The 17,716-nt window shown below is 73.2% G+C and carries 20 protein-coding genes; 12 read left to right on the forward strand and 8 right to left on the reverse strand.

Annotated elements, in window-relative coordinates; translation table 11 throughout:
• The first annotated feature begins 7 nt into the window (after positions 1–7).
• Positions 8–838 (forward strand): bifunctional hydroxymethylpyrimidine kinase/phosphomethylpyrimidine kinase, encoded by an 831-nt coding sequence (gene thiD / locus BKI49_RS01155; protein ID WP_095932241.1) that lies wholly within the window; start codon positions 8–10, stop codon positions 836–838.
• Between the two features lie 101 nt (positions 839–939).
• The gene (gndA, locus tag BKI49_RS01160) at positions 940–2,382 is read left to right on the forward strand and encodes an NADP-dependent phosphogluconate dehydrogenase (protein WP_095932242.1); all 1,443 of its coding nucleotides are present in this window, start codon (positions 940–942) and stop codon (positions 2,380–2,382) included.
• A 59-nt stretch (positions 2,383–2,441) separates the two neighbouring features.
• On the opposite strand, the gene BKI49_RS01165 is transcribed toward gndA, so the two are convergent.
• The 3 genes from BKI49_RS01165 to BKI49_RS01175 form a co-directional block, all read right to left on the reverse strand.
• Entirely contained in the window at positions 2,442–3,764 is a 1,323-nt protein-coding gene (locus BKI49_RS01165; protein ID WP_095932243.1) for an aldehyde dehydrogenase family protein, read from the reverse strand.
• 182 nt (positions 3,765–3,946) lie between these two features.
• Entirely contained in the window at positions 3,947–5,146 is a 1,200-nt protein-coding gene (locus BKI49_RS01170) for an RNA polymerase sigma factor (protein ID WP_095932244.1), read from the reverse strand.
• 25 nt (positions 5,147–5,171) lie between these two features.
• Positions 5,172–5,528 carry a YciI family protein gene (locus tag BKI49_RS01175; protein WP_095932245.1) on the reverse strand — a complete coding sequence of 119 codons (357 nt, stop codon included), beginning with the start codon at positions 5,526–5,528 and terminating at the stop codon, positions 5,172–5,174.
• A gap of 91 nt (positions 5,529–5,619) precedes the next feature.
• Between BKI49_RS01175 and BKI49_RS01180 the strand changes: the two genes are divergently transcribed.
• Positions 5,620–6,693, forward strand: coding sequence for an acyl-CoA dehydrogenase family protein (locus BKI49_RS01180; RefSeq protein ID WP_095932246.1), 1,074 nt, complete (start codon positions 5,620–5,622; stop codon positions 6,691–6,693).
• Here BKI49_RS01180 and BKI49_RS01185 read toward each other — a convergent pair.
• The 3 genes from BKI49_RS01185 to BKI49_RS36240 all read right to left on the reverse strand — a co-directional run bounded on the left by BKI49_RS01185 (position 6,683) and on the right by BKI49_RS36240 (position 8,796).
• Positions 6,683–7,825 carry an LLM class flavin-dependent oxidoreductase gene (locus BKI49_RS01185; RefSeq protein WP_095932388.1) on the reverse strand — a complete coding sequence of 381 codons (1,143 nt, stop codon included), beginning with the start codon at positions 7,823–7,825 and terminating at the stop codon, positions 6,683–6,685. The genes BKI49_RS01180 and BKI49_RS01185 overlap by 11 nt on opposite strands.
• Positions 7,826–7,885: 60 nt before the next feature.
• A complete protein-coding gene (ssuE, locus tag BKI49_RS01190; protein WP_095932247.1) occupies positions 7,886–8,440 on the reverse strand; it encodes an NADPH-dependent FMN reductase in 555 nt (184 codons plus the stop codon).
• Positions 8,441–8,712: 272 nt separating this feature from the next.
• Positions 8,713–8,796 (reverse strand): putative leader peptide, encoded by an 84-nt coding sequence (locus tag BKI49_RS36240; protein WP_373557511.1) that lies wholly within the window; start codon positions 8,794–8,796, stop codon positions 8,713–8,715.
• 140 nt (positions 8,797–8,936) lie between these two features.
• Here BKI49_RS36240 and BKI49_RS01195 point away from each other — a divergent pair, with 140 nt between their 5' ends.
• From BKI49_RS01195 to BKI49_RS36250, 3 genes are all read left to right on the forward strand, one after another.
• The gene (locus BKI49_RS01195) at positions 8,937–9,116 is read left to right on the forward strand and encodes a LysR family transcriptional regulator (RefSeq protein ID WP_095932248.1); all 180 of its coding nucleotides are present in this window, start codon (positions 8,937–8,939) and stop codon (positions 9,114–9,116) included.
• Positions 9,117–9,316: 200 nt separating this feature from the next.
• Entirely contained in the window at positions 9,317–9,586 is a 270-nt protein-coding gene (locus BKI49_RS36245; RefSeq protein ID WP_095932249.1) for a hypothetical protein, read from the forward strand.
• A 15-nt stretch (positions 9,587–9,601) separates the two neighbouring features.
• Positions 9,602–9,925, forward strand: coding sequence for a hypothetical protein (locus BKI49_RS36250; RefSeq protein ID WP_095932250.1), 324 nt, complete (start codon positions 9,602–9,604; stop codon positions 9,923–9,925).
• A 27-nt stretch (positions 9,926–9,952) separates the two neighbouring features.
• Here BKI49_RS36250 and BKI49_RS35170 read toward each other — a convergent pair whose 3' ends face one another.
• Positions 9,953–10,120, reverse strand: a complete 168-nt coding sequence (locus BKI49_RS35170; protein ID WP_179332286.1) for a hypothetical protein — start codon at positions 10,118–10,120, stop codon at positions 9,953–9,955.
• 197 nt (positions 10,121–10,317) lie between these two features.
• Between BKI49_RS35170 and BKI49_RS01210 the strand changes: the two genes are divergently transcribed.
• The 3 genes from BKI49_RS01210 (at position 10,318) to BKI49_RS01220 (ending at position 14,225) form a co-directional block, all read left to right on the forward strand.
• On the forward strand, positions 10,318–11,847 hold the full coding sequence (locus BKI49_RS01210; protein WP_095932251.1) for an SDR family oxidoreductase: 1,530 nt from the start codon (positions 10,318–10,320) through the stop codon (positions 11,845–11,847).
• 78 nt (positions 11,848–11,925) lie between these two features.
• Positions 11,926–13,299 carry a cryptochrome/photolyase family protein gene (locus tag BKI49_RS01215; RefSeq protein ID WP_095932252.1) on the forward strand — a complete coding sequence of 458 codons (1,374 nt, stop codon included), beginning with the start codon at positions 11,926–11,928 and terminating at the stop codon, positions 13,297–13,299.
• Positions 13,300–13,466: 167 nt separating this feature from the next.
• Positions 13,467–14,225: a DUF4142 domain-containing protein gene (locus BKI49_RS01220; protein ID WP_095932253.1), complete on the forward strand. Its 759-nt coding sequence runs from the start codon at positions 13,467–13,469 to the stop codon at positions 14,223–14,225.
• A gap of 33 nt (positions 14,226–14,258) precedes the next feature.
• On the opposite strand, the gene BKI49_RS01225 is transcribed toward BKI49_RS01220, so the two are convergent.
• The gene (locus BKI49_RS01225; protein ID WP_095932254.1) at positions 14,259–15,302 is read right to left on the reverse strand and encodes a MerR family transcriptional regulator; all 1,044 of its coding nucleotides are present in this window, start codon (positions 15,300–15,302) and stop codon (positions 14,259–14,261) included.
• A 175-nt stretch (positions 15,303–15,477) separates the two neighbouring features.
• Here BKI49_RS01225 and BKI49_RS01230 point away from each other — a divergent pair, with 175 nt between their 5' ends.
• From BKI49_RS01230 to BKI49_RS01240, 3 genes are all read left to right on the forward strand, one after another.
• Positions 15,478–16,170, forward strand: coding sequence for an RNA polymerase sigma factor (locus BKI49_RS01230; protein WP_095932255.1), 693 nt, complete (start codon positions 15,478–15,480; stop codon positions 16,168–16,170).
• 162 nt (positions 16,171–16,332) lie between these two features.
• The gene (locus tag BKI49_RS01235; RefSeq protein WP_095932256.1) at positions 16,333–16,917 is read left to right on the forward strand and encodes a sigma-70 family RNA polymerase sigma factor; all 585 of its coding nucleotides are present in this window, start codon (positions 16,333–16,335) and stop codon (positions 16,915–16,917) included.
• Positions 16,914–17,666: an anti-sigma factor gene (locus BKI49_RS01240; RefSeq protein WP_095932257.1), complete on the forward strand. Its 753-nt coding sequence runs from the start codon at positions 16,914–16,916 to the stop codon at positions 17,664–17,666. The genes BKI49_RS01235 and BKI49_RS01240 overlap by 4 nt, the downstream gene beginning before the upstream one ends.
• Positions 17,667–17,716: the final 50 nt, after the last annotated feature.

Raw genomic sequence — 17,716 nt, forward strand, 5'->3', positions numbered from 1 at the left:
ACCCCCCATGCCCCGGCCACCCCTGGTCCTGACGATCGCCGGTTCCGACTCCGGCGGTGGCGCCGGAATCCAGGCCGACCTGAAGACGATGCTGGCGCTCGGCGCGCACGGCATGAGCGTGCTCACCGCGGTCACGGCACAGAACTCGGTGGGTGTGCAGGGTGCTTGGGAACTGCCCGTGGAGGCGGTGCGCGCCCAGTACCGCAGTGTCGTCGACGACATCGGCGTACAGGCCGTGAAGACGGGGATGCTGGCGTCGCCCGGTCTGGTCACGGCGGTGGCCGAACTGCTGGCGGACGTGCCCGCTCCCGTCGTCGTCGATCCGGTCAGCGTCTCCAAGCACGGGGACCGACTGCTGGCCGACGACGCGTTGGACGCGGTGCGCGGCCGACTGCTGCCGGTGGCGACGGTGGTGACGCCCAATCTCGACGAGGTCGCCGAGCTCACGGGCGTGACCGTGGACGACGAGGCGGGCATGCGCCGGGCGGCCGGGCGGCTGCTGGACTTCGGCCCCCGCTGGGCCCTGGTGAAGGGCGGTCATCTTCCGGGACAGGCCGTCGATCTGCTCACCGACGGGACGGAGGAGCACTGGCTGCGCGCGCCGCGGCACGACAACCGGCACACCCACGGCACGGGGTGCACCCTCGCCTCGGCGATCGCGGTGGGGCTGGCCGAGGGCCGTTCGGTGCCCGACGCCGTGCGGCAGGCCAAGGAGTACGTCACGTCGGCCATCGCGGCGGGCTTCGCGCTCGGTGCCGGCATCGGCCCCGTCGACCACGGATGGCGGCTGCGTGAGCGGCCCGCGGAACTCACCGTGCGGACAACGCCTTCACGCTGAACGCCGCGGCCCCCGCCGTCCGTACTTGACCAGGAGAGCGACAGTCGACTGCTCGCCCGTCAGGTACGCGGGGACGCAGATCCGGATCCAAGGAGCACACCATGAAGGCGACCGCGCAGATCGGTGTCACAGGGCTCGCGGTGATGGGCCGCAATCTGGCCCGGAACTTCGCCCGGCACGGGTACACCGTCGCCGTCCACAACCGCACCCCCGCCCGGACCAAGGCGCTGATCGAGGAGTTCGGGCACGAGGGCGCCTTCGTGGCGGCCGGAACGGCGGAGGAGTTCGTGGCCGCGCTGGAGCGCCCGCGCCGCCTCATGATCATGGTGCAGGCGGGCGCGGCGACCGACGCCGTCATCGAGGAGTTCGCCCCGCTGCTCGAATCGGGCGACATGATCATCGACGGTGGCAACGCCCACTTCGCCGACACCCGCCGCCGTGAGCAGTCACTGCGCGAGCGTGGCATCCACTTCGTGGGGGCGGGCGTCTCGGGCGGGGAGGAGGGCGCGTTGAACGGCCCGAGCATCATGCCCGGCGGGTCACCGGAGTCGTACGCGTCGCTCGGCCCGATGTTCGAGTCGATCAGCGCCAAGGTCGACGGCGAGCCGTGTGCCACCCACATCGGCACGGACGGCGCCGGGCACTTCGTGAAGATGGTCCACAACGGCATCGAGTACGCCGACATGCAGCTGATCGGCGAGGCCTACGACCTGCTCCGGCGCGTCGGAGGGTACACACCCGCGCAGATCGCGGAGATCTTCCGCCGCTGGAACAAGGGCCGCCTCGACTCGTATCTGATCGAGATCACCGCCGAGGTACTGGCGCACACGGACCCCGCGAGCGGCGCGCCGTTCGTGGACGTCGTGGTCGACGCCGCCGGGCAGAAGGGCACCGGCCGCTGGACCGTGCAGACCGCGCTCGACCTGGGATCCCCGGTCACGGCGATCTCGCAGGCGACGTTCGCCCGGGCCGCCTCCAGCCAGTCCGGGCTGCGCGCCGCGTACCGGGACCTGCCCGGCGGCACCCACTGGGAGCTGTCCGCCACCGAGGCGGAACGCTTCACCAGCCAGGTCGAGCACGCCCTGTACGCGTCCAAGCTCATCGCCTACGACCAGGGCTGGAAGATGATCCTGGACGCCGCCGACGAGTACGGCTGGGACATCGACCTCGGCGAGGTGGCGAAGATCTGGCGCGGCGGCTGCATCATCCGGGCCGCCTTCCTGGACCGCATCCGCGCCGCCTACGCCGTCGACCCCGCTCTGGTCAGCCTGCTCTCGGACGCGGGGTTCGCCGCCGAGATCAAGGATGCCCAGGTCCCCTGGCGCGAGGTGATCGCGACGGCGGCACGCCGGGGTGTGCCGGTGCCGGCGTTCTCGGCCGCCCTGTCGTACTACGACACGCTGCGCGCCGACCGCCTCCCCGCCGCCCTCACCCAGGGGCAGCGGGACTACTTCGGCGCCCACACCTACCGGCGCACCGACCGCGGCGGCAGCTTCCACACGCTGTGGGGCGAGGCGGGCCGGGCGGAGACCGAGGTGCTGTGACGGACCCCGAAGTACCGTGGCCCGCGCCGGTGTTCACCGACGCGGGCCGTCGTTCGGGCTCAGCCGAGCGGCTTCTCCAGCACGGCCTTGCGGTGGCTGAACGTCTCGATGGACCAGCGGCCGTGGTAGCTGCCCATGCCGCTCTCCCCGACTCCGCCGAACGGCAGGTCGGAGACGGTGAGATGGGCGAGCGGCAACCCGAAGCCGAGGCCTCCGGACGAGGTCTCCGCGGCGATCCGCCGCCGGGTGGTGTCGGAGTCGGTGAAGACGTACAGGGCGAGGGGCTTGTCGCGGTCGTTGATGAAGCCGATGGCCTCGTCGAGGTCGGCCACGGTGACGATCGGGAGGATCGGGCCGAAGATCTCCTCCTGCATCACGGGCGACTTGGGGTCGACGTCGGCGAGCACGGTCGGTGCGATGTACTTGGTCTCCCGGTCGCTGTCGCCGCCGACGACGGTGCGGCCGGAGCCGAGCAGCGCGGTGAGCCGGTCGAAGTGCCGTTCGTTGACGATCCGCCCGTACTCGGCGGACGTCCGCGGCTCGGTGCCGAAGAGCGCCTCGGTGGCCCGGGTGAGTTCGGCCTCCAGGGCGCGGGCGGTCTCCGGGTCGGTGAGGAGGTAGTCGGGCGCGACGCAGGTCTGCCCGGCGTTGAGGAACTTGCCGCGGGCCAACCGGTCCGCGACGGTGCCGAGTTCGGCGTCGCGGTCGACGAACGCCGGTGACTTGCCTCCGAGTTCGAGGGCGACCGGGGTGAGGTGTTCGGCGGCGGCCCGCATGACGATGCGGCCGACCGTGCCGTTGCCGGTGTAGAAGATCTGGTCGAACCGCTCGGCCAGCAGGGCCGTCGTCTCGGGGACGCCGCCCTCGACGACGGCGACCGCGTCGGTGTCGAGGTGGCGCGGCAGCAGCCGCGCGAGCGCGGCGGAGGTGGCCGGGGCGAGTTCGCTGGGCTTGACGACCACGGCGTTGCCGGCGGCCAGCGCGCCGAGCATCGGGGTCAGCAGGAGTTGCAGCGGATAGTTCCAGGGGGCGATGACCAGCACGACGCCGAGCGGGTCGTACTGCGTCCAGGCCGTGGCGTCGGCGCCGAGGTGTGCCGGGACCGGGGCGGATTCCGGCAGCAGCCAGCCGTCGAGGTGCTCCAGGGTGTGGTCGATCTCGCGCACGGTGAAGTCGATCTCGGTACGGAAGGCTTCGGTGGAGCTCTTGCCGAGGTCCTCGCGAAGGGCTGCGGCGAAGTCCTCGCCGTGCGAGGTGAGCATCTCGCGCAGTCGGCGCAGCTGGTCCGTGCGCCACGCGACGGGCTTGGTGCGGCCGGAGCGGAAGGTGGCGCGCAGCCGGGAGACGACGTCGGCGGGCTGTTCGGGGATCGACTGGTTCACGGTGCCTCGCTGGTCGGGGCGCGGGCCGGCGGTCCGGCCGCGCGAACGTGCTCGACGGTTGGATGTATAAGCCAACCGTATCTGGATGTAATTGCCAACCTTTCCTGTTCGCGAAGAAATTCCGGGAGCGGTGGACTACTTTCCGTCACCGGCCGTGATCGCCAGGTGGACGGCGAGACCGGCTACCCGTCCGGCAGGGCCCGTCGGCGGCGTTCGAGGTGTGCTCGCTCGGCGTCGTTCGTGGTGAGCGCGACGGCCGCCTCGTAGGCCCGCGCGGCTTCCGCCGTGCGGCCCAGCCGGCGCAGCAGCTCCGCCCGTACGGCGTGGTGGGCGTGGTAGTCGTCCAGGTCGAGCGCGTCGACGATCGCGAGGGCCTCCGCCGGGCCGTCGGTCTCCGCCACCACGACGGCGCGGTTGAGGGCGACCACCGGGCCGGGCGCGACGACCGTCAGCTGGTCGTAGAGGCGGAGGATCTGCCCCCAGTCCGTGGCGGCGGCGGTCGGGGCGTCGCTGTGCACGGCGTTGACCGCGGCCTGGATCTGGTACGGGCCGGGCCGGTTCAGCCGCAGGCAGCGCCGTACCAGGGCCTGACCCTCGGCGATCAGGTCCCGGTCCCACAGGGAGCGGTCCTGGTCGGCGAGGACGACCAGCTCGCCGTCCGCTGTCGCCCGGGCGGGGCGGCGTGCCTCGATGAGCAGGACCAGGGCGAGCAGGCCGAGCGCCTCGGGCTCGTCCGGCATGAGCTCGGTCAGCAGTCGCGCCAGGCGGACGGCCTCCGCGCAGAGGTCCTCCCGGCCGCCGTAGCCCTCGTTGTAGATCAGGTAGACGACGGCGAGCACTCCCTTGACCCGCTCCGGGAGGTCGGCGTCGCGCGGGACCCGGTACGGGATGCCCGCGTCGCGGATCTTCGCCTTCGCCCGGACCAGTCGCTGCGCCATGGTGGGCTCGGGGACCAGGAAGGCGCGCGCGATCTGCGGGGTGGTCAGACCGCCCAGGAGTCTCAGGGTGAGGGCCACCTGGGCCTGGGTGGCGAGCGCGGGATGACAGCAGGTGAAGATCAGGCGGAGCCGGTCGTCGCGCACGGGTCCCTCCTCGGCGGGTGTCTCCGGTGCGTACAGCCGGGCCGCCTCGGCCTGCCGGGCGTCCCGGGTGGACTCCCTGCGCAGCCGGTCGACGGCTCGGTTGCGGGCGGTGGTGACGATCCACCCGGCGGGGCTCGCCGGTGTGCCGGTCTCCGGCCACTTGCGCACGGCCGTGGTGAACGCGTCCTGCACCGCTTCCTCGGCGAGGTCGATGTCGCCGAGGAAGCGGATGAGGACGGCGACCGCGCGGCCGTACTCGGCGCGGAACACGGCTTCGATCTCCGCCGCGGTGGCGGTCACGCGCGCCGCCCCGCCGTGGTGACGGTCATACGTCCTCGGCCTCGTGCGTGAACGGCCGCACCTCGATGGGCAGCGTGGTCGCCAGCGTCGCCTTGCGGCCCCAGGCGAGCGCCTCGTCCAGGTCGGGTGCCTTGATCAGGCAGATCCCGCCCAGGTACTCCTTGCTCTCGGTGTAGGGGCCGTCGGTGACCAGGACGTCGCCGTCCCGGGCGCGCAGCACGGTGGCCGTCTCCGGCCCGTGCAGGCCGCCGGCGAACACCCACGCACCGGCCTCGCGCAGCTCCGCGTGGAAGACGTCCAGGTTGTGCATGATCTCTTCCAGGGCCTCGGGCGCGGGCGGCTCGCCCACCGGCTGCATGACGCTCAAGAGGTAGTACTTCATGGTGTGGCCTCCTCGGTTGTCTCTCCTTGACTACACGAACGGGAGACCGCCGGATCGACACGCGCCACGGAAGAACCGGGAGAAATCTTCGATGACCACCCCACCCCATCCGCTCGTCACCTCCGCCCGGCGGCTGGCGGCCGAGGTGCTGGCGCCCCGGGCGGAGCGCGTCGACCAGGAGGGCGTGCCGGCGGACAGCATCGAGGCGGTCAAGCGGTCGGGGCTGCTCGGGCTCAGCGCGCCGGTGGCGTACGGAGGGGCGGCGGCACCGGCCGCGGTGGTCCGGGAGGTCGCGGAGATCGTGGCGGGGGCGTGCTGCTCGACCTGGTTCGTCCAGACACAGCACCACACGCCGGTCACGACGCTCGCCCAGTGCGAACGCCCCCTGCGGGAGCGCCTGTTGAGGCGACTGGCGAACGGTGAGCTGCTGTCGGGGGTCGCCTACGCCCAGTTGCGTGCCCATCCGCGCGTCCCCGTGCGCGTGTCACGGGAGCGCGGCGGCTGGCGCTTCGACGGCACGGTGCCCTGGTACACGGGATGGGGGCTCAACGACGTCATGCTGCTGGCCGGTGTCACGGACGCCGACGAGGCGCTGTTCGCGTTCACCGAGGCCCGCGAGCAGCCCGGTCTGCGCCCCTCGCCGCCGATGCGGCTCGCCGCGCTCACCGCGTCCCGGACGGTGTCACTGGAACTGGACGGCCTCCTGCTGCCGGACGACGCCGTCGCTCTGCGGGTCCCCTACGCGACGTGGGCGGCGGGTGACCGCCCCAGGAACACCAACGCCTCCCCCGCCGTCTTCGGCATCACCGAGGCGGCGCTCGGCCTGCTCGACGCCCCGGACGGCGATCCGGCCGCGCGGGCCACCGCCCAGGAATTGCGCGCCCGCCTCGACGAGGTCAGGCGACTGGCGTACGGGCTGGCCGACCACCCGGTGCCGGGCGAGCGGATCGAGGAGCGGCTGGCCGCCAAGACGCGGGCGTACGACGTGATGCGTGCGGCCACGACCGCCGCGGTGGTGGCCGGCGGCGGCCGGGCCATGGGTCTGGACAGTCCCGCGCAGCGGCTGGCGCGGGAAGGGATGTTCCTGCTGGTGCAGGGGCAGACGGCCGAGGTGCGCCGGGCGCACCTCGGCTCGCTGGGATCGCCGGCGCCGCTCAGCCCGTGAAGGGGACCTGCGCTGCGGGCGCGGACGTCGGCGCGAACGGGTGCCGCCAGAGGCCCTGTTCGGCCAGCCTCGGCAGGACGCCCTCGCCGAACCAGTACGCCTCCTCGAGATGCGGATAGCCGGAGAGCACGAACTCGTCGATGCCGAGCGCGTGGTACTCCCCTATCCGCTCGGCGACCTCGTCGTGGCTGCCGACCAGGGCGGTGCCCGCGCCGCCGCGGACGAGACCGATGCCGGCCCACAGGTTGGGGTGGATCTCCAGTCCGTCGCCGCTGCCGCCGTGCAGTGCGAGCATGCGGCGCTGCCCCTCCGACTCGCTGCGCGCGAGGTCGGCCTGCACCGCACGCACCGTCTGCGGGTCGAATCCGTCGAGGAGCCGGCGCGCCTCGGCCCAGGCCTGCTCCGAGGTGTCGCGGGTGATGACGTGCAGCCGGATACCGAACCGGAGGCGACGCCCCTGGTCCGCCGCGAGTCCGCGGATCCACGCGATCTTCTCGGCGACCTGGGCGGGCGGTTCGCCCCAGGTGAGGTAGACGTCGGCGTGCCGGGCGGCGACCTCACCGGCGACGGGTGAGGATCCGCCGAAGTAGACCTCGGGGACCGGGTCGGGCACTCGGGCCAGCCGCGCGTCCTCGACGTGGAGGTGTTCGCCGGACAGGTCGACGGTCTTGCCGTCCCACAAGTCCCGGACGATCTGCAGGAATTCGCCGGTACGGCGATACCGGGCGTCCTTGTCGAGGAAGTCGCCGTAGGCGCGCTGTTCGTGACTCTCGCCTCCGGTGACCACGTTCAGGAGGAGACGGCCGCCGCTCTGCCGCTGGAACGTGGACGCCATCTGCGCGGCGAGTGTCGGCGACACGAACCCCGGCCGGAAGGCGACCAGGAACTTGAGTCGCTCGGTGTGCCGGCTGACCATCGCGGTGGTCAGCCACGCGTCCTCGCACCAGGCGCCGGTGGGCGTGAGCGCGCCGACGAAGCCGAGGTCCTCGGCGGCACGGGCGATCTGGCTCAGGTAGCCGATCGTCGGCGGCCGGTCCCGGCCGGACACGGTGGCGGGTGTGCCGTGGCCGCCGCCGACGACGTCGCGGCTGTCGCCGTTGGTGGGCAGGAACCAGTGGAAGGTGAGGGACACGGCGGTGGTTCTCCGATCGTGGGGCCCGGCGTCGTCGGCGATCACTTTCGCGGTCATGGTTCAGCTCGCCGCGGCCAGGACGGGCCTGCCCGTCAGGGCGGCCGAGAACTGGTCCACCACGTGGGCGAGGGCCTCGGCCGTGGCCGGCGCCACGGTGATGCCGCCGTCCTCACCCCTGGTGATGTCCTTGTCGAGGGTGAACCAGCCCTGGACGATGTGGGCCGCCCCCATGGAGTTCAGTACGGGGCGCAGCGCGTAGTCGAGGGCGAGGACGTGCGCGGTGCTGCCCCCGGTGACCAGCGGCAGCACGGTCTTGCCGGTGAGGGCGTACTGCGGGAGCAGATCGAGCAGTGCCTTGAGGACGCCCGAGTAGGCGGCCTTGTAGACGGGGGTGCCGATGACGACGCCGTCGGCGCGCGCGAAGAGCTCGGTCGCCTCGACGACCGCGGGGTGGCCGAAGTCGGCGCCGAGCAGGGCCTCGGCGGGAATCGTGCGGACGTCGAGCGGGATCACCTGGTGTCCCTGTGCGGCGAGCCGGGCGTCCAGGTGGCGCAGCAGTCCGGCCGTGCGGGAGGAGGCGGAGGGGCTGCCGGAGACGGACAGGACGAGGGACATGGGTCCTCTTTCGTGAGCGGAGAAGCCGAGGAGGCAGAGGTCGACGGCGAGCCTCTTGTCGGACGGGTTCGGCGGCGCCGGTGATGGACCCGTGACGGGAACGGGGAACTCCCGGTGTGCTGAACGAAGGCATGACGAATTCCGGGCGCGCCAATTCCGCGGCGAATGCGCGGAGTGAAGGGAAACGACGGTTCGCGGGGATCGCAGGAGTGCGCCGGGAGGAATTCACCGGGCGGATCAGGCCTGTGCGAGGGGACCCTGCTGTCGGGCCGTCAGGCTTCGCGGCGACAGGAGGAGCTGGAGACACGCGCGAGATCGACATGGCGTCGCCGCGTGAGGTCCAGTCGCATCTGCATGCCTTCGATCGTCGCAGCCCCCGGTCCGAGCCGTCAAGGAATCATCGGCCGATCTCGCATTCCGGACCGGCGAATTTCACGAAAGCGCGACAGGGAAACCCTTGAGACTCTGCGCGTGGACTCATTATGTCGTCGCGAGAATGGAGCAGCCGGAATACATCGCGCCGGTCCCCCGCCTCGGTTCGGTTCGCCGCGCCGTGCTGAGCCGCGCCGCCGGGGCACTCCGCCTCTCGCAGTCCGCGTCGAGCGGGACCGTGCGGAAGCCGGAGCGCGAGCCTGGGGTGCACCTGCTGGAGCGCGAGCGCCCCGGGTGCGGCTGATGCTCCAGCGCCGCAGGACCGACTCCGTGCCGCGGGCGACCTGCACGACACGTTCGTCCGCAGGTCCCGGGAGGTCGGGGGCAGCGCGACGCCCTCGCCGTGATGCGTCGGCCGGCCGCGGCCACCACCCCTGTGACCATCCGAAGAGTCACTCGTTCGAAGGATCGACGTGCCGTCACGGCAGCTCCCTCGGAAGGCATGTGCTCCATGCCCGTCCCCCCACTCCCGCGGACGGTCCTGCACACCCGGGCCGGACTGCCCCGCTGCCCGGGCACGGCAGCGCACCGGCACGGCAGCCCAGGGAGGCGACGGGCGCGACCGCCCTGCTCGCCTGGGCCCGCCTGGCCTGCGGGCTCGAGGACCTGCGCGGGAGCGGCGTACGGGCGGTCAACACCTGGGACTTCGCCGAGCAGGACCTGCCGGAGGGCGGCGGGCACGCCGTGCGGTCGTGCACCCGGGCCACCACCTGACGCGGGCCCGGCGACGTGGGACTGTTCCTCCGCACGTCCGCCGACTCGCCCGCCGCTCCGGCGGACCCGGTCGGGCGGGCCCGGGGGACGGCCGCGTGCAGCAGGTCCGGCCGGCACGTGGTGGCCGACACCCACTGGCGTGCGCGCACCGGCCACTGGTATCTCCTCGCGGCCGGCAGCCGCGCGGTCACCCGGATCGACGTCGGCGGGGATGTGACCGCCCGGGCGAACGGCCGGACGCTCGCGGTCCGCGCCGCACGGGACGCCCGGACCCGGGTGACGGCACGCCTCGACACCGGCGCGTCGCTGGAACCGGTCGGCGACGGGGCGGGCCGCTGAGCCCGCTCCGTGCCCGCACGGGCGAGGTCAGTCCTCGTCCCCGGCGGGGACGACCACGAGGAACGCGTCCGTCTTCAGATCCATGACCACGGTCGCGGGGACGCCCTCGGTGCGGCGCCGGGCCGCGTACTCCTCCGCGGTCCAGGATCCGCGCGGGGCTCCGGCAGGAAATCGCTCCAGCACCTTCGTACCCATACCGGCAGACACCTCCACCTGTGGCCTCGGACTCGGGCCGACGAGTCCCGTGACCTCCGCTTGCCCACGTTTTCCACGGACATGTCCCATCGATCGTGCGAAGATCCGCCGTTCGCATCCGCCGGTGCCGCTCGTGTGGAAGGGATCAATGGAGAGTGCGGAAGGGGGGCGGCGAGCCGGAATGACGGAGGGACCCCATGAGCGACGACGACGCCCGCACCGGGCTGAACTGCCTGGTGACGGGCGCCACCGGCTACATCGGCGGACGACTGGTGCCCGAGCTGCTGGCCGAGGGGCACCATGTGCGCTGCCTGGCCCGCTCTCCCGACAAACTGCGTGACCACCCCTGGGCGGGCGACGTGGACGTCATGCGCGGCGACGTCACGAACGTCGGCTCCGTCGCCGAGGCGATGCGCGGCATCGACGTCGCGTACTACCTCGTGCACGCCATCGGATCGAGCCGCGACTTCGAGGACACCGACCGCAAGGCGGCCCTGATCTTCGCCGAGCAGGCGCGTGCGGCCGGAGTGCGCCGCCTGGTCTACCTCGGCGGCCTCACACCGGCGGGGGTGCCGGAGGAGGAGCTCTCCCCGCACCTCAGGTCCCGGGCCGAGGTCGGCCGCATCCTGTTGGACTCGGGGGTGCCGACCACGGTGCTGCGCGCCGCGGTGATCATCGGCTCCGGCTCGGCCTCCTTCGAGATGCTGCGCTACCTCACGGAACGGCTGCCCATCATGGTCACGCCGAGCTGGGTGCACACCCGCATCCAGCCGATGGGCGTACGGGACGTGCTGCGCACCCTCGTCGGCAGCGCCCGGATGCCCTCCGACGTCAACCGTGCCTTCGACATCGGCGGCCCGGACGTCCTGACGTACCGGGACATGATGCGGCGGTACGCGGCCGTCGCCGGGCTCCCCCGCAGGATCATCCTTGCCGTGCCGGTGCTCACCCCCGGACTCTCCAGTCACTGGGTGGGGCTGGTCACCCCGGTGCCCGCGTCCATCGCGCGTCCGCTCACCGAGTCGCTGCGGCACGAGGTCGTGTGCCACGAGCACGACATCACCCGGTACGTGCCCGATCCGCCGGGCCGGCCGATCGGCTTCGACGAGGCGGTGGCACTGGCCCTGCAACGCGTGCAGGACGCGCAGGTCACCACCCGGTGGTCGTCGGCCGCCTACCCCGGTGCGCCCAGCGACCCGCTGCCCACCGACCCCGACTGGGCCGGCGGCAGCCTCTTCACCGACGAACGCGCACTGATCGTGGACGCACCGCCCGAAGCGCTGTGGAAGGTCATCGAGGGGATCGGCGGCGACAACGGCTGGTACTCCTTCCCGCTCGCCTGGGCGGTGCGCGGCTGGATGGACCGGCTGGTCGGCGGAGTGGGCCTGCGGCGCGGGCGGCGGGACGCCACGCGACTGCGGGTCGGCGACTCGCTGGACTTCTGGCGCGTCGAGGAGATCGTGCCGGGCCGTCTGCTGCGGCTGCGCGCCGAGATGAGGCTGCCCGGCCTGGCCTGGCTGGAGATGTACGCGGAGGTGACCGACGACGGGCGCACCCGGTACCGGCAGCGTGCCCTGTTCCACCCGCACGGCCTGCTCGGCCAGTTGTACTGGTGGAGCGTGTCGCCGTTCCACGCCGTCGTGTTCGGCGGCATGGCCCGCAACATCGCCAGGACGGCGGCCAAGGAGACTCCCTCGCGCAGGGGACACACCGCGATGTCACGTTGACGGCCGCATCCGAGGACGTCACCCGAACCGAAGCAGGTGAACGCCGAAACCCTCGCAGCCCCCACTCGGAGCCACGCCATGACCCTCTCCATCGTCCTGTTCACCTCGGACCTGCGGCTGCACGACCACCCGCCGCTGCGGGCGGCCCTCGACGGCTCGACGGCCGTGGTGCCGCTGTTCGTGCGCGACGAGGGCATCGCCGCGTCCGGGTTCACCGCCCCCAACCGGGCGGCGTTCCTCGCCGAGTGTCTGGCCGACCTCGACACGGGGCTGCGTGAGCGCGGCGGCCGTCTGGTGGTGCGGTCGGGCGACGTCGTCGAGCAGGTGTGCGCGGTGGTCGCCGAGGCGGACGCCGACGAGGTGCACATGGCCGCGGGAGTCAGCGCGTACGCCCAGCGGAGGGAGGAGCGGCTGCGCGCCGCCCTGGAGGCGGAGGGATGCCGTCTGCACGTCCACGACACGGTGATCACCGCGGTCGCTCCCGGCGACGTCACCCCGGCCGCCTCCGACCACTTCGCCGTCTTCACGCCGTACTACCGTCACTGGTCGCAGCAGCCTCTGCGGGAGGCGCTGGCCGCGCCCCGGGTGGTCCGGGTGCCGGACGGTGTCGGTTCCGAGGAGGTGCCCGCCCGCGAGAAGGTCGCCGGGGTGTCGGAAGGGCTGACCGCGGGCGGCGAGGGCGAGGGCCGGCGGCGGCTGACGGCGTGGCTGCGCGGCGGCCTCGGCTCGTACGACGACCGCCACGACGACCTGGCCGGCGACGCCACCTCCCGGCTCTCCCCCCACCTGCACTTCGGCACGCTGTCGCCGGTGGAGCTCGTCCATCGGGCACGCGCGGCGGGCGGGCCCGGCGCCGCGGCCTTCGTGCGCCAGGTCGCCTGGCGGGACTTCCACCACCAGGTGCTGGCCGCCCGTCCGGCGGCGTCGGACGCGGACTACCGCACACAGCACGACCGTTGGCGGTACGGGGCGCGCGCCGAGCGGGACATCGAGGCCTGGAAGCAGGGCCGCACCGGCTACCCGGTGGTCGACGCGGCGATGCGCCAACTGCGGCACGAGGGCTGGATGCACAATCGCGGGCGCCTGCTGACCGCGAGTTTCCTCACCAAGACGCTGTACGTGGACTGGCGGGTCGGCGCACGGTACTTCCTGGAGCTGCTGGTCGACGGTGACGTCGCGAACAACCAGCTCAACTGGCAGTGGATGGCCGGGACGGGCACGGACACCCGCCCCAACCGGGTCCTCAACCCGGTGGTGCAGGGCAAGCGCTACGACCCCGACGGCGCCTACGTGCGCCGCTGGGTGCCCGAGCTGGAGGGCCTCACGGACGCCTCCGTGCACGAACCGTGGAAGCTGCGGGGCCTGGAGCGGGCCGCCTACGACTACCCGGACCCGGTGGTGGAACTCTCCGAGGGACTCGCCCGGTTCAAGAACGCCCGGGGCCGCCGCTGACCGGATCAGGGGGCGGTCTTTACCGGGGGCAGAGGATTCCTTTCCGCAGGCATCCGTACTGGTGGGCGACCGAACCACTCGTACCGGACCCGTCCGCACCGGACCGGTCCACGACGCGGCCGGCCGCGGTGTCCGGCTCCGGGCCGCCGCACCGGCCAGGAGGCTTCATGCGCATCGCACGGAACGTGGGAACCCTCTTCGTGACCGGCGCGCTGACCATGACCCTGGCCGCGCTCGCCTGTCCCGCGGTGCTCGGCCTGCAGACGACGGCCGGCGACCAGAGCCGTGTCATCGCGAACACGGCGGCGGGCCCGCTGACCGAGGCCGACCGCGACTTCGTGGTGAAGGTGCGCGCGGCCGGTCTGTGGGAGTACCCCTCCGGGCAACTGGCCCTGCAGAAGGGCACCGTCCCGGCCGTCAGGACAGCGGGTCAGCACCTCGTCAGGGGCCACGCCGCGCTGGACGCCACCTGCCGCAGGGTCGCCGCCCGGCTCGGCATCACGCTGCCGAACAAACCGTCCCCGCAGCAGCAGGGATTCGTGGCGACGCTGAGCGGCGACAGCGGCAGGCAGTTCGACACCGACCTGGCCAACATCCTGCGGGTGACGCACGGTCAGATCTTCCCGGTCATCGCGAAGATCCGGGCCACCACCCGGAACACGCTGGTACGGCAACTCGCCGACCAGGCCAACGACACCGTGCTGGACCACATCACGGTGATGGAGAAGACCGGACTGGTCGACTTCGGCCAGGTGCTGGTCCAGGAGACCAGCCCTCCGAAGCTGCCCCAGCAGAACCTGACACCTCCGGCGCCGCAGCCGGGCGAGCCGACCGTCGTGCTCACCCCGCCCGCGGACGGCTCCCCGTCCTCCCCGGCGTCCCCGCCGGCCGCCGCCTCACCGTCCCCCTCCCCGACGGTGGGGTGAGCGCGGCGGGCGGCAGGACGCCGGGGAACCGTGTCAGGGCACCGGCACCGGCCGGTTCTCACCGGGCGCGGCGAAGGAGCCGTACAGGCTCGCGAGGGTGGCCAGCGCCTCGCTCAGTCCCTGCGGGCGGAGCGTCCCCGGCACCTGCCGTCCCGCCCAGCCCGGCCCGCCGAGCAGCACGGTGGGCCGGGACCGCGCGCCCTTGACGCCCCAGCTGGTGCTCGCGACGTGCCGGGCCAGTGGATGGTCGGCCGAGGAGCGTGCCTGCGCCCACAGCACGACCGCCACCGGTCCGAGGCGCCGCACGGCCGCGGTGAGCGCCTCCGTGGGGACGGCCGCACCGAACATCCGTGTGGGCAGGCCGAGTTCCGTGAGGCTCGCGTCGAGCGCCTCCAGCGGGAGGCTGTGCTGTTCGCCCGGGACGCAGGCCAGCAGCACGGGACCCACGCCCGGCGTCGCGGGTACGACCTCGGCGGTGGCGCGGTGCAGCGCGCGGGAGATGTGCCAGGAGAGCAGGTGCTCGACCTCCACGTAGCGGTCCCCGGAGGACTCCCACTTGCGGCCGACCGCGTGCAGGGTCGGCACCATCACCTCCTCCCAGGCCACGACGAGGCCGTGCCGGGAGACGAGCGCGGTCAACTGGTCGTCCACGGCGGGTGCGTCGAGCCGGACCGCGGCGCGCGCGAGGCCCTTGCACTCCTTGCGCGCGTCCCCCAGCGGCAGGGCTCCGGGAGCCCGCGACCGCGACCGGGCGGCGTCCGCGCGGTCCGCCGGCGGGCGGTCGTGCTCGGACGGTGACCGGTCGACGCCCTCCAGGGCGGCCCGGGCCGCCTCGGCGGGCGGAACACCGGCCGAGGTCAGCCGGCACATCTCCTCGAGCATCGCCACGTCCTGCGGCGTCCAGCGGCGATGGTGCCCGCCGGAACGCGCCGCCGGTCCCACGCCGTACCTCCGGTCCCAGGACCGCAGGGTGGTGGGCGACACCCCGAGGCGGCGCGCCAGGGCGCCCGTGGTGAGTCCCGGTTCGGCGGGTTGTGCGGCCGGTCCGTGCCGGTCCGCCGGTGGCAGGTCACCCATGCGGCGACTATACGACGCAGAAACGACGCGAGTTGTGGGGATGGTCGTGCGCTTCACACGATGGGGATCCGGACCTGCCGGGGGCAGCGGCCGGCACCCGCCGACCCGTGCTGGACGGGTCCGGCCGTCCCGGCCACGGCCGGGACCGAGCCCGCACGACCGAGGAGCCCCGGCCATGACCGCAGATCCGATCCCGGAGCCGTGCGGTGCCCCACCGACCGTGTCCGACGCGCGCCGCGAGGTGGTTCTGCTCCCGCGCCCGCGGATCGACGGCACCGTCTCCGTACCGGCGCGCTCCGAGCCGGTCGTCGTGACCGACCTGATCGCGGACGCGTCCATCGGTGCGCACCTGGTGGCGGGCGACGAGGCCGCTCTGGCCGCCGCCTACCGTCGCTGGGGCACTCTGGTGCACACCCTCGCGTGGCGCTCGCTGGGCGACACACGCGAGGCCGAGGACGTCACGCAGCAGGTGTTCCTGGCCGCGTGGCGGGGCCGGCAGGGCTACCGGCCCGAACGTGGCACCGTCGCCGGCTGGCTCGTCGGCATCACCCGCCGCAAGACCGCCGACGCGCTGGCCGCGCGCACCCGCCGCACCGAACTGATCGCCGCTGCCGCCGGCTCGTTGCCGGCAGGCTCCGACGGCGTCTCGTCCCACCCCGAGGCCGTGCTGGACCGAGTCCTCGTGCAGGACGAGCTGGCGAAGCTGCCCCCTGTGCAGCAGCACGTGCTGCGCCTCGCGTTCTACGAGGACCTGACCCACACGCAGATCGCCCAGCGCACCGGCTGGCCGCTGGGCACCGTCAAGAGCCACTGCCGGCGCGGTCTGCACCAGCTGCGCCGCTGTCTGAGGCCGGAGACACCCGGCTGACCGGACGCGCCCGGCCGACCGGACGTCCCGGGCACCAGAGCCCCCTGTCACGGCCCGTCGGGAAGCCCGTCGCAGGTTCACGCCGATCCGGCCAATCCGTCCGCGCACCGGTTCCGGATCACGTACGTACCGTCGAGCTCGCCCGTCCTGGAGGACCACCCCGTGAAGGAAGCCGTGGAGATCGGGAAGAACCCGGCTGCGGAACCGAATCTGCCGGATCTGATGGCCGAGGTCGCCCGTGGCGACACGGAGGCCTTCGCCGCGCTCTACGACGTCGTGGCGGGCCCGGCCCTGGGGATCGTGCGGAGGGTGGTGCGGGACGGCGCCCAGTCGGAGGAGGTGGCCCAGGAAGTGCTGGTCGAAGTGTGGCGGACGGCCGCCCGGTACCGTCCCGAACGCGGCTCGGTGATGAACTGGGTCCTCACCCTCGCCCATCAGCGGGCGGTGGACCGGGTCCGCTCGGTCGAGGCGTCGGCCGCCCGGGAGCAGCGGGCCGCGCTGCTGGACCGCACGCCCGAGTTCGACGAGGTGACCGAGCAGGTCGAGGCGCGTCTGGAGCACGAGCAGGTGCGGCGCTGTCTGCGCACGCTGACGGAGCTTCAGCGGCAGTCGGTGACGCTGGCCTACTACCGCGGGCTGACGTACCGCGAGGTGGCGGAGTTGCTGTCGCTGCCGCTCGGCACGGTCAAGACCCGGCTGCGCGACGGTCTCATCCGCCTGCGCGACTGCCTGGGGGTGGCGGCGTGAGGACGGCCGATCCGCACACTCTGACCGGCGCGTACGCGCTGCACGCCCTCGACGACGACGAGCGGGCGCGGTTCGAGGCGCATTCCGCGGACTGCGACGCCTGCACTCAGGAGGTCCTGGAGCTGCGGGCCGCCGCCGCGCGGCTGGCCCTCGCGGTCACGGTGTCCCCCGCCCCCGAGCTCAAGTCCGAGGTCATGCGGCGGATCACCGCCGTGCGGCAGGACGCGCCCCGCACGATTCCGCTCGCGCGGCCCGGACGTCTCGCGGCCCGCGCGCACCGCATGTCACGCTGGGTGCCGGCCGCCTGCCTGGCCGCCGCGGCCCTGTTCGGCGGTGTGGCGGTGTGGCAGCACGACCGCGCCGAGGAGGCACAGGACCGGGCGCGGCGGTCGGAACGGCAGGGCGACGAGCTCGCCTCCGTGCTGGCCGCCCCGGACGCCCGGACACGGACGGCGAAGCTGGCGGACGGCGCGACGGGCACCGTGGTGGTGTCCAAGGGCCTCGACCGGGCCGTGTTCATCGCCTCGGGGATGGCGGCACCGCCGGACGGCAAGGTCTATCAGCTGTGGTTCGACGACGGGGGCAGCATGCGGTCCGCCGGGCTGATGGACCCGGGACGCACCGACGAGGCGGTACTGATGCGCGGCCCCGTGGACAAGGCGTCCGGTCTGGGCGTCACGGTCGAACCGGCCGGCGGTTCGACCGAGCCGACCTCCGCGCCGGTGGCGCTGGTCGACTTCCCCGCCTGACCGTCCCGCCCCCTCCGGCCTCCGGGGGCGGGACGGTCTTCCCCGCGTCG

It is taken from the genome of Streptomyces sp. Tue6028, from assembly GCF_002300165.1.
Lineage (GTDB): Bacteria > Actinomycetota > Actinomycetes > Streptomycetales > Streptomycetaceae > Streptomyces > Streptomyces siamensis.

Coding starts and splice junctions, on each gene's coding strand:
- thiD (WP_095932241.1), top strand. CDS start 8: ATGCCCCGGCCACCCCTGGTCCTGACGATCGCCGGTTCCGACTCCGGC.
- gndA (WP_095932242.1), top strand. CDS start 940: ATGAAGGCGACCGCGCAGATCGGTGTCACAGGGCTCGCGGTGATGGGC.
- BKI49_RS01175 (WP_095932245.1), bottom strand. CDS start 5,528: ATGAAGTACTACCTCTTGAGCGTCATGCAGCCGGTGGGCGAGCCGCCC.
- BKI49_RS01180 (WP_095932246.1), top strand. CDS start 5,620: ATGACCACCCCACCCCATCCGCTCGTCACCTCCGCCCGGCGGCTGGCG.
- ssuE (WP_095932247.1), bottom strand. CDS start 8,440: ATGTCCCTCGTCCTGTCCGTCTCCGGCAGCCCCTCCGCCTCCTCCCGC.
- BKI49_RS36240 (WP_373557511.1), bottom strand. CDS start 8,796: ATGCAGATGCGACTGGACCTCACGCGGCGACGCCATGTCGATCTCGCG.
- BKI49_RS01195 (WP_095932248.1), top strand. CDS start 8,937: ATGGAGCAGCCGGAATACATCGCGCCGGTCCCCCGCCTCGGTTCGGTT.
- BKI49_RS35170 (WP_179332286.1), bottom strand. CDS start 10,120: ATGGGTACGAAGGTGCTGGAGCGATTTCCTGCCGGAGCCCCGCGCGGA.
- BKI49_RS01210 (WP_095932251.1), top strand. CDS start 10,318: ATGAGCGACGACGACGCCCGCACCGGGCTGAACTGCCTGGTGACGGGC.
- BKI49_RS01215 (WP_095932252.1), top strand. CDS start 11,926: ATGACCCTCTCCATCGTCCTGTTCACCTCGGACCTGCGGCTGCACGAC.
- BKI49_RS01220 (WP_095932253.1), top strand. CDS start 13,467: ATGCGCATCGCACGGAACGTGGGAACCCTCTTCGTGACCGGCGCGCTG.
- BKI49_RS01225 (WP_095932254.1), bottom strand. CDS start 15,302: ATGGGTGACCTGCCACCGGCGGACCGGCACGGACCGGCCGCACAACCC.
- BKI49_RS01230 (WP_095932255.1), top strand. CDS start 15,478: ATGACCGCAGATCCGATCCCGGAGCCGTGCGGTGCCCCACCGACCGTG.